Genomic DNA, 13759 nt, shown 5'->3' on the forward strand with positions numbered 1-13759 from the left:
TCTAGGCGTCTCGCCGCGGCGCCGCGATCAGTTCGAGTCCATAGAGGACACTCGTCCCCTTGCGACCGATCAGCCTGACCTTCGAGCGCTTCTGGTCGCTCGGCGGCAGCGGATAGTCGACAGTGACCCAGTCGTTGCGCTTGGGTCCGGACCGACGCTCCACGGCGACTTGCTGTCCGTCGAACTCGATCGCCATCTCGCGGTCGGCGTCGTTGCCCCAATAGGTCGCGCGCAGGAACGCGGCGCCGGGCCGACGGGCCATCGTGAACGACACCTCCGCGCCCTCGGGGATCGACCGGCTGTGGCGGCCATAGAACGTCCCCGGCTCTCCGGCTGTCGCCGTCAGCCCGTGATCGCGCTCGGGCTGCATCTCGCCGATGTGGAAGACGTCGATCCTCCGCCGCGCCAGATCGGCCCGCTGGGCTTCGGACGCCAGATAGTCCTGGCGTTGCGCCTTCCAGTCCACAGGCGTGAAGGTCTTGAAATAGACCGCCGTGCGCCGGTCATAGAGCGCGTTGAACGGCCGCAGGGTTTGGCTCTGCCCCAAGACATCGACCGTGGCGTAGCGATGGGTCCCGCCGCCCGCGACAAGGGTGTCGGTCGGCGCGGCCCTGGCCAGCAGCGCCGGCGCGGGGCCGTCGAACGCCTTGTCCGAGGGTCCGAGATCGGCCGCCAGGACCAGGGGGCCGCTGAGGAAGGCGTAGGTGGCCGGCGCGCCCTTGAGCGGCTCGGCGCGCAAGGTCATCGGCAGGGTCACGGTGATCGTGTCCCCTGCCCGCCACGCCCGCGTCACGCGCCAGTAGTTGTCCGAGACCGGCGCGGCGATCGATTTGCCGTTCAGCGCGATCCGTGCGCCCCGCGCCCAGCCGGGGCGGCGAATGGCCAGGGTGGAGGCTGTCGCCGAAGGACGGGCCACCCGAAGCACAACCTCGCCCTGCTCGGGATAGCGCGTCCGCAGTTCAAGTCGGGCGTCGCCCGGCAGATCCAGCGTCGAGGGCACGAAGAGATTGACGTAGATCGCGTCCGACCCGCGCCAGAAGATGCTGTCGGCGTGCTTTGCATGGCTTTCCATGCCCGAACCCACGCAGCACCAGAAGCTGTCTTCCGGCGTGGAATAGTCGCGCTTGGCGCCCACCTGAAGCGGCATGAAATAGACGAACTGCCCGGTGTCGGGACGCTGATGCGCCAGGATGTGATTGAGCTGCGCCCGCTCGTAGTAGTCGAACAAGGCGCCGTCTGGCTTCCAGGCATAGAGATGCCGTGTCAGCTTCAGCATGTTGTAGGTGTTGCAGGCCTCGCAGGTGCCCGTCGTCAGCGTGCCGCCCAGTTGGTCGGCCGGACCGAAGTGTTCGCGCTCGGAATTGCCCCCCAGCACATAGCTGTGGTGGTCGACGACTGTCTGGTGAAAGAACGCCGCCGCTTGGCCATGATCGGCCTGGCCACTGGTTTCGTAGAAGCGCGCCAGGCCGACGGCCTTGGGAATCTGGGTGTTGGCGTGAAGCCCCGCCAGGGCGTCGCGACGGGCCAGCAGCGGGTCGAGGAAAGCGCGGTGGCGCAGCCGCTCGGCGGTGCGCAGCCAACGGGCGTCGCCGGTAATGGCGTACAGCTCGGCATAGGATTCCAGGATGCCGCCGTGCTCGACCGAGAGGACCTTCTGGACCTGCTCGTCCGACAGCGGCGCCAGGACGCCGGCCAGATAGTCGGCCAGGCCCAGGGCGATCGGCAGGGCCCGCGCGTTGTGGGCCAGCAGGTGCGCGTCGATCACCCCCGCCAGCACCTTGTGATAGGCGTAGATCGGCACCCAGCCGCCGTTCAGCGTCCAGGTAACCTCGATCTGGCCGCGCCGGACTTCCTCGAAGATGACCTTTCCCGGCACCTCCTTGCCGCCCCGGTCCGCCGTTGTGCCGCCGACATAGCCGTCACCCTCGGCGGCCTGGATCTTCGCCATCTCCGCGAGCGTGCGGTCGAGGACGGCGGCGACGGCGGGATCGCCGGTATTGGCCACCGTCAGGCTGCAGGCCGACAGCCAATGACCCAGGGAGTGACCGGCGATGCTCTCGCTTTCCCATCCGCCATAGCGCGGCTTGTTGGCCGGCAGGCCCGCCGACCAATAGAAGTTGTGCAGCAGCCGCTCGGGGTCCAGCGACAGCAGGTAGCGACGGTTGGCCGCCATGGCGTCGGCGAACGGCGATGGCTCCAGCGTCACATGCCGGCTCGGGATCGGCTCGACCTTGCGCAACGACGTGGGCGTCTGGGCGGAAGCCTTGGCGGCGAACGTGACGGTCAGGCAGGCGCCGGCGAGGAGCACCGAACGCCGGCTGGGGGTGAGGGCCCGGCTGCTCATGCGCGCACCAGGGCGCCGTCGCGGACCGTGAGGCGGATGCTTTGACCTTGCTTCATCTCGATCTCCAGGGTCGATGCCCCATGAACTACAATATGGCGGCCGTCGGCCTTGGCGGTCAGCACCGCCTCTGAAAGCTTGCCGCCCGCCCAACGCACATCGACACCGAGCGCGCCCCGCCCCCTCAGGCCGGTGATATGGCCGGTCGGCCAGGCCGAAGGCAGGGCCGGCAGCAGGTAGAGGCGGTCGTTGCGGCTTTGCAGAACCATCTCGGTCATGCCCGAGGTTCCGCCGAAATTGCCGTCGATCTGGAACGGCGGGTGGGCGTCGAACATGTTGGGGTAGGTCCGCTCGGGCCCCAGCAGCAGCTTCAGCACGCTGTGCGCATGGTCGCCGTCGCCCAGCCGCGCCCAGAGGTTCAGCCGCCAGGCGATGGCCCAGCCGGTGGTGAGGTCGCCGCGCTTCAGCAGAGAAGTCCGGGCCGCCGCCGCCAGCTTCTGCGTGGTGTCGCCCCCGATCTGGTCCGACGGGAACAGGCCGTAGAGGTGCGAGACGTGCCGGTGCTGGGGGTCCTTGGCGTCGGCGTCCCAGTCCTCCTGCCACTCCTGAAGCTGGCCGTCCTTGCCGATCCTGTAGGGCGCCAGCTTGTCGCGCGCCGCCGTCAGCTCGGCCACGAAGGCCTCGTCGGCGCCCAGCACGGCCTCGGCCTTCAGGCAGTTGTCGAACAGGTCCCGGATGATCGCCTGGTCCATGGTCGGGCCGGCCGCCAGGGACGATCCGTGGCCATGTTCGTTTTCCGGCGACAGCGAGGGGTTGGTAACCAGCACCCCGAACTTCGGATCAACCACCAGGGTGTCGAGGAAGAACCGCGCCGAGCCCTTCATCAGCGGATAGACGCGCGCCAGATAGGCCTGGTCGCGGCTGTAGTCGTAGTGGTCGAAGACGTGCTTGCAGAGCCAGGCGCCGCCCGTGGGCCAGACGCCCCAGAGCGCGCCGTCGATCGGCGCGGTGGCGCGCCAAAGGTCGGTATTGTGGTGGGCGACCCAGCCGCGCGCGCCGTACATGACCTTGGCGGTCCGCGCGCCGGTCTTGGCCAGGTCCTGGACCAGCGCGATCAACGGCTCGACGCAGGGCGCGAGGTTGGTCGGCTCGGCCGGCCAGTAGTTCATCTCGGTATTGATATTGATCGTGTACTTGCTCTCCCACGGGGGCGAGGTCTTGTCGTTCCAGACCCCCTGCAGGTTGGCCGGCTGGCCGCCGGGGCGCGAGCAGGCGATCAGCAGGTAGCGGCCGTACTGGTAGTACAGCGCCGCCAGCGACGGATCATCCGTGGTCGGCGACTGCCGGATGCGCTCGTCCGTGGGCAGCAGGTCGGCGCGGGTGCGGCCGAAGTCGACGCTGACACGGCGGAACAGGCCCCGGTGATCGGCCTGATGGTCGGCCAAAAGCTTCGCCCAGGACTTGCCGACCAGCCTGGCCAGCGTCGCCTTGTTCAACGCCTTGGGATCGCCGGAGACGTCGTCGTACTTGCGATAGCTGGTGGCCGCCGCGATCAGCAGCACGACTTCGTCGGCGTTCCGGAACGACAGCACGCCGCCCTGCCCCGTCACCGCGCCGCCCTTGGCGCGGACTTCGACGCGGCACTCGAAGGTCAGGGCGGCCGGGATTCCCTCCCGGCTCTCATTGGCGCCGGCCAGGACCAGAACTTTACCCTCTACCCTGGCGGCCGGCTTGGACTTCAGCGGGCTGGCGAAGGAGAGGTCGACGCTGATCGCGCCCTTGCGGCTGGCGCTCAGGCGCACGGCGATGACCCCGTCCGGATGGCTGCCGATCACCTCACGGCGATAGCGCACGCCGCCGGCCGTGAACGCCGTGGCGGCGATTGCCCCATCTACGTCGAGCTCGCGCACATAGTCGCCACTCGCCTTGTCCAGCCCGGGAAAATCGAGCTTCAGGTCGCCGATCGTCTGGTAGGCCATCTGCCGCTTGGGTACGCCCAGAAACTTGGCGTCAGCCAGCTTCGTGGCCTGGACGTAGTCGCCAGCATCGATCAGGCGGCGGATCTCCGGCAGCGCGGCCAAGGCCTCCGGATTGGCGGGATCGTAGGGGCCGCCGGCCCACAGCGTATCCTCGTTGAGCTGCAGCCGTTCAGAGGCGACGCCGCCAAACACCATGGCGCCCAGCTTGCCAGAACCGACCGGCAGGGCTTCCACCCACGCCATGGCCGGTTGGCGGTACCACAGGCGCAGCGGAGAGGCCTTGGCGGTGGCGGCTTGAGACTTCGTCGAGGCGAGGGAAGCGGCCAGGACCGCCAGCGCGGATCGGCGGCTTAACCCCGCCACCCGACGCGCGCGCATTGCTTGCGGTTCCGAACATCGCGCCATAGCTTCCTCACGCCTTTTCTTGGTGCGCGTCCGGGCCTCAGCCGACGCGCCGCGACGGTCGGGTCGCTTAGCGCGCACCCTATCTACTCAGACAATTAAGGCAACCAAAGAGCCCTTCTCTTTGCCATCAAAAATCGGACATTTTTGGATCTCAACGGGCCTCGCTATCAAACGCGGCCGCATCCCGCCAGCGCCTTGACCCGATATATTGTCTGACTATTATCGCCGCGGGCTTCTGGCCCGGCGCTTTCAAAAGACAAGATCCGCGAGACGGGTCGCCGCTCCGGGCCGCATCATGTCGATCCCGGGCGAGCACGGGGAGAAGACATGCTCAAAATCGCTCGGCCCATGGCCGCTTCCGTCCTGGCCATGATGCTCGCCACGCCCGCCCTGGCGCGGGCGAAGGCCGATGCGCCGATCGCGGTGCGCATCGAGGCCGGGGCGCCCGGGGCCAAGATCGATCGCAACATCTTCGGCCAGTTCGCCGAGCATCTGGGCTCGGGCATCTATGGCGGCGTCTGGGTCGGCAAGGACTCGCCGATCCCAAATGTCCGCGGCATCCGCACCGACGTCGTCAAGGCGCTGCGCGACATCAAGGTGCCCAATGTGCGCTGGCCTGGCGGCTGCTTCGCCGACGAATATCACTGGCGCCACGGCATCGGCCCGGTCGAGAGCCGCCGCAGGACGATCAACTCCAACTGGGGCGGCGCGGTCGAGCCCAACACCTTCGGGACCGACGAGTTCATGGACTTCGTCGGCCAGATCGGCAGCGACGCCTATATCTCGGTCAATGTCGGCTCCGGCACGGTTCAGGAAGCGGCTGAGTGGGTCGAGTACATGACCGCGGATCCGGAGACCACGGCGGGCAAGGAACGCGCCGCCAACGGCCACCGCGAGCCCTACAAGATCAAGTATCTGGGCCTGGGCAACGAGAGCTGGAGCTGCGGCGGCGCCATGCGGCCGGAGTATTATACGGACGAAATGAAGCGCTACGCTCGCTTCGTCCGCAACTACAATCCCAAGCAGACCGGGGCGGACGCCATGCAGCGCATCGCCGTCGGCCCCGACCAGGGCAAGCCGGCCTACACCGAGGCGGTCATGGCCGCGCAGAAGGGGCACGACTGGGCCTGGAACATCGAGGGGCTGTCGCTGCACTCCTATACGACCGGCGGCTGGCCGCCGTCCTATTCCAGCACCAAGTTCGACGAGACCGCCTACGCCAAGCTGCTGAAGGAAACGCTGGGCATGGACGGGCTGATCACCAAGCACGCCGAGATCATGGACAAGTATGATCCGGAGAAGAAGGTGCCGCTGGCCGTCGACGAATGGGGCGTGTGGCTGGCGCCGCTGGGGGGCACCAATCCGGGCTTCCTGGTCCAGCAGAACTCAATGCGCGACGCTCTGGTCGCGGCGCTCAACCTCAACATCTTCGCGCGTCACGCCGACCGTGTGCGGATCACCAACATCGCCCAGATGATCAACGTGCTGCAGGCGATGATCCTGACCGACAAGGACAAGATGGTGCTGACGCCCACCTATCACGTCTACAAGATGTACCTGCCTTTCCAGGACGCCACCTTCGTGCCGGTCAGCTTCGATGCCGGGACCTACACCCAAGGCGACATCACGCTGCCGCGCATCGACGCCATCGCCGCGCGCGACACGCAAGGCAAGCTCTGGCTGGCGGTTTCCAACCTCGACCCCGTCAAGTCGGCCAGCATCCGGGCCGACATCGCCGGCGTAAAGGCCACCACCGCCACGGGTCAGGTCATGACGGCCCCGCGCGTCGACAGCATCAACACCTTCGATGCGCCCAACGCGGTCGTCCCCAAGCCCTATACGGCCAAGGCCGGCGCGGGCGGCCTGGTGCTGCAAGCCCCGCCCAAGTCGATCATGGTGATCCGCCTGGACTGACGACGTCTGACCAAATTCCCGCCAGGGCGCCGCCGGGGTTGCGTCCAGCCAACGCCTGGCGGGAAATTTCCCTTTTCGATCAACGCGAAATAGGTACTCGCAAGCACCAGCCGCACCGCCGGAATTTGCCTGACAACTTGCCAAGAGGGGCGTGGTTGCGCTTATAGACGGCGCATCCACGCAGGAGCCCGTGCCCATGCCCACCGACGAACCGGACGACAAGTCGATCCCCCGATCGGCGAGAGGGTCTGGTCGACGGCTGCGGGGCGCGGTGGCGCACTATCTGGGCAGCGCCATCGTCTCGGGCCAGATCGCGCCCGGCGAAAAGCTGACCGGCGAAATCGCCAACGCAGAGGCTCTGGATGTCTCGCGCAGCGCCTACCGCGAAGCCGTCCAGGTGCTGACCGCCAAGGGTCTGGTCGAGAGCCGCCCCAAGGCGGGCACCAGCGTCCTGCCGCGCAGCCGCTGGAACATCCTGGATCCGCAGGTGCTGGCCTGGGCCTTCTCGGCCGAGCCCGACGTCAGCTTCGTGCGCGACCTGTTCGAGCTTCGGGCGATCGTCGAGCCCGCCGCCGCGCGCCTCGCCGCCGAGCGACGCGACAAGGACGACCTCAAGGCCATGAAGGACGCCCTGGCCAAGATGCGACGCCACACCCTGGCGACCGAGGCCGGCCGCGCCGCCGACCGCGCTTTCCACGACGCCCTTCTGGGCTCGACGCACAACAGCGCGATGATGGCGCTCAGCGCCAGCATCAGCGCCGCGGTCAGTTGGACGACCGAGTTCAAGCAGCGTTCCCGCGCCCTGCCCCGCGACCCGGTGCCGGACCACGCCAAGGTCTTCGACGCGATCGCGGCGGGCGATCCCGAAGCGGCCAGCGCGGCCATGCGGGCCCTCGTCGACCTGGCGCTGGATGATACCCGATCGGCGATGTAGGTCGCCGTCCTAGGGCTTGCTCAGGGTGAAGCTGTCGACATCCAGACGCCCGGAGCCGCCAGCGGGATTGTAGCAGAAAAGACCGTACTGCTGCCCCTGGAACGTCCCCGTGCGCCAGTCGAAGGCCAGCGGAAAGTCGCCCGGCATGGCCGTCCATTCCTTGCCGTCGAGGCTGAAGGCCAGCGCGGCCTTGTCGGTGGTGAAGTCCATTTCCGCCGAGAGCCACAGGTCCTTCAGCGGGATCGGCCGCGCCGCGCCGGCGGCCGTGGCCTTCGGACCGGTTTCGGTGCTTTCAACCAGGCGCGCGCTGAGTTCGCCGCCCCACTCGGCCGTGCGGGTGACCACCAGCTGGCTGGAGAACTTGCCGAAAGTCCCGAAGCCGCAAGCGTCGCCCTTGGCGATCCCGCGCGCATCCAGCTTGACGACGGCGCGGCCGCGAGGCCCCTGCCCCTTCTGCAGAAGCGTGTTGCGCGCCGTCCAGAAACCGTCGCTGGTCGTCGCCTTCAGCCGCAGAAAACCGGTCCGCTCGACAAGCGACCAGCGGCTGTCGTCTGGATTGTGGTTCCACTGCCATTGGCGGCCCAACTGGCGGCCGCGGAAATCATCCGAACTGGGCGGCTCGGCGAAGGGTTTTCCCAGGATCGGCTTGGCGGCGACATCGGGAACGCGACCGGGCGCGTCGGGCGTGCCCCAGACCGGCCAGTCGTCGCGCCAGAACACCGGACTGATGTTGGTCACCCGCCCGATGGCCCCGGCGTCGCGCATGACGAAGCCGTACCAGTCTCCATCCGGCAGATCGACCAGGGCGCCCTGGTGGCCGCCGGTGGTGTCGTCGATCTGGTCGCGCGTCTCCCACGGCCCGGTCAGGCCGCGAGCGCGCGAGACGGTCAGGGCCAGGCGTCGCGGGATGGCGTTGAAGAGATAGTACCAGCCGCCCCGCTTGATCAGCTTCGAGCCCTCGCCGCCCTTGATGTAGTGGATCTTCCGCGCGCTGGTGACGGCGGTCAGGTCGGCGTTGAGGTTGAGCAGGGTGATCGTGCCGTCCGAGCTGCTGGCGGTGGCGATATAGCCCTTGCCGTCGTCGTCGAAGAACAGGGCCGGATCGAAGGCTTCTCGATCCAGTTCGCGTGCGGTCCACGGCCCCCGGATATTAGTGGCGGAATAGAGCCTGGTGCGCCGCCCGACGGGGGTGACGGCGATGTAGAAACGGCCCTTATGATAGCGCAGGCTCGGCGCGTAGACGCCGTGGCGATAGTCGCCGCCGTCGGCCAGGTCGTATTTGGGATTACCCGTCAGCTTCGGTATCACGTGGCCGGCGATGTCCCAGTTCACCAGGTCCCTGGAGTGCAGGATCGTCAGGCCTGGCGCGTTCACGAAGGTGGTCGAGGCGAAATAGAAATCCTCGCCGACCCGGATGATGTCGGGATCGGGATAGTCCGCGTAGAGCGGCGGATTGTGATAGGTCCCCTGCCCGCTATCGGAGCGCCAGACCTGGGCCTGGACGCTCGCGGCGGCGCAGGCAAGGCCGAGGGCTAAGGCCGACAAGATCAGCTTGGATGGCTTTGGCATGAGGCCCTCGGATCGTCGCCAGGCGACTAGTGGTTGTCGCGCGGCAGGCCCTTGGTCTGGGCGATGCGCTGGTACTTCACGGCCGGTTCGAGGACCGCGCCGGTCTCCATCTGGCCGACCACCGCGCGCTGCATTTCCTGCCACGGCGTCTGGCTTTCGGGATAGGCGAAGCCGCCCGCCGCATCGAGGGCCTTGCGGCGCTCGACGATCTCGGCGGCCGAGACCAGCACGTCGACGCGCGACTTGCGCAGGTCGAAGCGCACGCGGTCACCGGTCTTCAGCAGCGCCAGCCCGCCGCCCACCGCCGCTTCCGGCGAAGCGTTGAGGATCGACGGCGAGCCCGAAGTGCCCGACTGGCGCCCGTCGCCGACGCACGGCAATTGGTGGACGCCTCGTTTGATCAGGTAGTCGGGCGCGCGCATGTTCACGACCTCGGCCGAGCCGGGATAGCCGACGGGGCCCGCGCCGCGCATGAACAGGATCGAGTTGGAGGTGATCCCCACCGCCGGGTCGTCGATGCGACGGTGATAGTCCTCGGGTCCGTCGAAGACGACCGCGTCGCCCTCGAAGGCGTCCGGATCATCGGGATTGGACAGATAGCGCTCGCGGAACTCCTGGCTGACCACACTGGTCTTCATGATCGCCGAATTGAAAAGGTTGCCGCGCATGACCACGAAGCCCGCCCGCTCGACCAGCGGCCGCGAGAAGGGACGGATGACGTCCTCGTCCTCGATCACGGCGCCGCGGTACTGCTCGCCGATGGTCTGGCCGGAGGCGCACTTGGCGTCTTCCCGGATCAGCCCCTGCTCGATCAGTTGGCCGAACACCGCCGGCACGCCGCCGGCGCGGTAGTAGTCCTCGCCGAGATATTCACCGGCGGGCTGCAGGTTGACCAGCAGCGGCACCTGCTCGCCGGTCTGCTGCCAATCGTCGATCGACAACTCGACTCCAATATGGCGCGCCAGGGCGTTCAGGTGGATCGGGGCGTTGGTCGAGCCGCCGATGGCCGAGTTGACGACCACGGCGTTCAAGAAGGCGTCGCGGGTCAGGATGTCGGACGGCTTCAGGTCCTCGTGGACCATGTCGACGATGCGCAGGCCGGTCCGATAGGCGTTCTCCTGACGGTCGCGATAGGGCGCCGGGATCGCCGCCGAGCCGGGCAGCGACATGCCCAGCGCCTCGGTCAGCGAGTTCATGGTCGTGGCCGTGCCCATGGTGTTGCAATAGCCCGTCGAGGGCGCGGAACTGGCCACCAGCTTGATGAAGCCGGCGTTGTCGATCTCGCCGGCCGCCAGCATCTCGCGGGCCTTCCAGACGATGGTGCCCGAGCCCGTTCGCTTGCCCTTGTGCCAGCCGTTCAGCATGGGACCGACCGACAGCGCGATGGCCGGGATGTTCACGGTCGCCGCCGCCATCAGGCAGGCCGGCGTGGTCTTGTCGCAGCCGATGGTCAGCACCACGCCGTCCAGCGGGTAGCCGTAGAGCAGCTCGACGAGGCCGAGATAGGAAAGGTTGCGGTCCAGGCCCGCCGTCGGGCGCTTGCCGGTCTCCTGGATCGGGTGGACGGGGAACTCCAGGACAATGCCACCGGCGGAGCGAACGCCTTCGCGCACCCGCTCGGCCAGAACCAAGTGGTGCCGGTTGCAGGGCGACAGGTCCGAGCCGGTCTGGGCGATGCCGATGATCGGCTTGCCCGACTGCAGCTCTTCCAGCGACAGGCCGAAATTCATGTAGCGCTCAAGATAGAGCGCGGTCATGTCGGTGTTATCGGGGTTATCGAACCATGCGCGCGAACGGAGCTTGGGTGCGTCGCTTTTGGGGGAAACCATGAATAGCCTTGTCGCTGCTTAGTCCGGCGCGGGGCCGGTCACTTGCTGAACTCCCTCGGAGTGGCAAATCACCATGCGCCTCGCTCGTATTTGTCTGACTATAATTTCGACGAAACACGGTCAATCGACTAGGCCGAGCCTTGGCCCCGCGCGCAACCGCATTGCGCGCGGGAATCATGTCGATTCAGGCCGCCTCGCCGGCCTTGTCCAGCGCTTGCGCGGCGCCGGTCGGTTTGCAGCCCCAGAGCGCGTAGAACAGCACATAAAGCTCGCAGACCGCCGTCAGCAGGAACGAAATCTGCAGGCCGTAGGCGTCGGCGATCTGGCCCTGAACCACCACCAGAGCGCCGCCGGCGATGGCCATGACCAGCAGCCCCGAACCCTCTTCGGTCAGCGGTCCCAGGTTCTTGATGCCCAGGGTGAAGATGGTGGGGAACATGATCGAGTGGAAAAGGCCCACGGCGATCAGACTCCACATCGCCACGGGTCCATGGGCCAGGACCGTGACGATCATCACGACGAACGCCAGCAGGCTGGCCACGGCCAGGATCTTCTCCGCGGCGACCTTGCGCATCAGCTGGCTGCCGACGAAGCGGCCGACCATCATCCCGCCCCAGAGCAGGAACAGGTAGCGAGAAGCTTGCGCGTGCGTGACCCCGCCGATCTCGGGCGCGGAAATGAAGTTGATGAAGAGGTTGCTCACGCCGATTTCGGCGATCAGGTAGATGAAAATGGCCGGCACGCCGAGCACCAGATTGCGGTGGCGCCACAGCGAGTGCTTCTTGCGTTCCTCGACGCCGGCGCGTTGGGCGGCCAGCCCCAGCTCGGGCAGCTTGTAGAAGGCGATGACGACCGCCAGGGCCACCAGAACCACCGCGACGATGAAGTACGGCAGCTGCACCGACTGGGCGTCGGCCAAGCGCTGGGCCGGCGTGAGGACCGCACCGGCCTGACTGTTGCCCGAGGCCGAACGCGACAGGATCAACCAGCCGCCGAAAAGCGGCGCCAGCGTGGTGCCCATCGAGTTGAAGGCCTGCACGAGGTTGAGACGCGAGGACGCCGTCTCAGGCGGCCCGATCACCGCCACATAGGGGTTGGCCGCGACCTGCAGCAAGGTGATCCCCGAGGCGATGATGAACAGCGCAGTCAGCACGACGCCGTAGGACGGGATCCGTGCGGCCGGGATCATCAGAAGCGCGCCCAGCGCCATGATCAGGAGGCCGGTCACCAGGGCGCGCTTGTAGCCGATCTTCTCGATCAGCTTGGCCGACGGCAACGACGCGACGAAATAGGCGATGAACCAGGTCGATTCGATCAGGGTGGTCTGGGTGTAGTTGAGGTCGAACACCGAGCGCAGATGCGGCAGCAGGGTGTTGTTGATCACCGTGATGAAGCCCCACATGAAAAAGAGGCTGGCCAGCAGGGTCAGGGCCGATTTCTGCGTGACCGCGGAGCCGCCGTCCGACCGCGCGGCCGACGTCATGGGCGCTGGCGCCATTGGATAGTCTCCCGAATGTGATGCTGGGCGCGACGTCGGTTGCGCACGTTTGTTTTGTCGGAGTATATGGCGGTCACCATGACCGTCAATCGAGAGCGGTCAACAGGATCGGGGAGAAGGTTCGAATGCGCGTCGCAAACCTGTCGGCTGGAGCGGTGGCCCTGCTCACCCTCGCGGGCCCGATCGCCGGTCATGCCGCGACCCTGTCGCGCGCCGCCTTCGGCCAGACGCCTTCGGGCGAAGCGGTAGAGGCCTTCACCCTGACCAACGCCCACGGCGTCAGCGCCACGGTGATCACCTATGGCGCCACGCTTCAGTCGCTGGTGGCGCCGGGCCGCGACGGAACCAAGGCCGACATCGTGCTCGGCTTCGCCGACGCCGGCGCCTATGCGCGCAACGCCAGCTATTTCGGCGCGACGGTCGGACGCGTGGCCAATCGTATCGGCAAGGGCCGCTTCACGCTGGACGGCAAGAGCTACCAGCTGGCGCTGAACAACAACGGCGTCGCCGCTCTGCACGGCGGCGTGAAGGGTTTCGACAAGGTCGTCTGGAAGGTGCTCGACGTGAAGTCCAGCCCCGCCGGCGCGTCCGTGACCCTGGGCTATGTCAGCCCCGATGGCGAAGAAGGCTATCCGGGCGTCCTGACCGCCACGGCGACCTACGCCCTGGACGAGAAGAACCAGCTCACGGTGACCTACGGCGCGACGACCGACAAGCCGACCATCGTCAATATGAGCAACCACGCCCTGTTCAACCTCGCGGGCGAAGGCTCGGCCGACGGCGCCATGGGCAATGTCCTCACCCTCCCCGCCGACGGCTACACGCCCGTCGACGCCGAACTGATCCCGACCGGTGAGATCAAGCCGGTGGCCGGCACGGCGTTCGACTTCCGCAAGCCGACCGCCGTGGGCGCGCGCATCCGCGACGCCCGCGATCCGCAGTTGGTCATCGGCCGTGGCTACGACCACAACTACGTCCTAAACGGCAAGGCCGGCGGCGCGCCGCGCCTGGCCGCGCGGCTGTCGGACCCCAAGAGCGGCCGCACGCTCGAAGTCCTGTCGGAGCAGCCCGGCATCCAGTTCTACGCCGGCAACTTCATCGACGGCACGATGGTGGGCAAGAGCGGCAAGATCTATCGCCAGGGCGACGGCATCGCGCTGGAGCCGCAGCACTTTCCCGACGCGCCGAACAAGCCGGCCTTCGCCTCGATCCGCCTGAACCCGGGCGAGCGCTACAGCAACCGCATGGTCTTCAAGCTCTCCATCGCGAAGTAGCCAGTAAGGACAGTCC

Annotated in this window: 8 protein-coding genes; 3 read left to right on the top strand and 5 right to left on the bottom strand. The window is 67.3% G+C overall.

Annotated elements, in window-relative coordinates; translation table 11 throughout:
• Position 1 precedes the first annotated feature (1 nt).
• Together ACW175_RS17450 and ACW175_RS17455 are read right to left on the bottom strand one after the other, a co-directional pair.
• The gene (locus ACW175_RS17450) at positions 2–2344 is read right to left on the bottom strand and encodes a beta-L-arabinofuranosidase domain-containing protein (RefSeq protein ID WP_492101267.1); all 2343 of its coding nucleotides are present in this window, start codon (positions 2342–2344) and stop codon (positions 2–4) included.
• Positions 2341–4698, bottom strand: coding sequence for a glycoside hydrolase family 95 protein (locus tag ACW175_RS17455; RefSeq protein ID WP_492101268.1), 2358 nt, complete (start codon positions 4696–4698; stop codon positions 2341–2343). Before ACW175_RS17455 ends, ACW175_RS17450 begins: the two co-directional genes overlap by 4 nt.
• Before the next feature lie 354 nt (positions 4699–5052).
• Between ACW175_RS17455 and ACW175_RS17460 the strand changes: the two genes are divergently transcribed.
• Positions 5053–6639 (top strand): alpha-N-arabinofuranosidase, encoded by a 1587-nt coding sequence (locus ACW175_RS17460; protein ID WP_492101269.1) that lies wholly within the window; start codon positions 5053–5055, stop codon positions 6637–6639.
• Between the two features lie 196 nt (positions 6640–6835).
• Positions 6836–7573: a FadR/GntR family transcriptional regulator gene (locus tag ACW175_RS17465; protein WP_492101270.1), complete on the top strand. Its 738-nt coding sequence runs from the start codon at positions 6836–6838 to the stop codon at positions 7571–7573.
• A gap of 9 nt (positions 7574–7582) precedes the next feature.
• Here ACW175_RS17465 and ACW175_RS17470 read toward each other — a convergent pair whose 3' ends face one another.
• From ACW175_RS17470 to ACW175_RS17480, 3 genes are all read right to left on the bottom strand, one after another.
• Positions 7583–9142, bottom strand: coding sequence for a glycoside hydrolase family 43 protein (locus ACW175_RS17470; RefSeq protein WP_492101271.1), 1560 nt, complete (start codon positions 9140–9142; stop codon positions 7583–7585).
• 26 nt (positions 9143–9168) lie between these two features.
• Positions 9169–10971 (bottom strand): IlvD/Edd family dehydratase, encoded by a 1803-nt coding sequence (locus tag ACW175_RS17475; RefSeq protein WP_492101272.1) that lies wholly within the window; start codon positions 10969–10971, stop codon positions 9169–9171.
• A gap of 184 nt (positions 10972–11155) precedes the next feature.
• Positions 11156–12469 carry a sugar MFS transporter gene (locus ACW175_RS17480; protein WP_492101273.1) on the bottom strand — a complete coding sequence of 438 codons (1314 nt, stop codon included), beginning with the start codon at positions 12467–12469 and terminating at the stop codon, positions 11156–11158.
• 125 nt (positions 12470–12594) lie between these two features.
• On the opposite strand from ACW175_RS17480, the gene ACW175_RS17485 reads away from it, so the two are divergent.
• On the top strand, positions 12595–13743 hold the full coding sequence (locus ACW175_RS17485) for an aldose epimerase family protein (RefSeq protein WP_492101274.1): 1149 nt from the start codon (positions 12595–12597) through the stop codon (positions 13741–13743).
• Positions 13744–13759: the final 16 nt, after the last annotated feature.

Source organism: Caulobacter sp. FV1ye6ST (genome assembly GCF_058681225.1).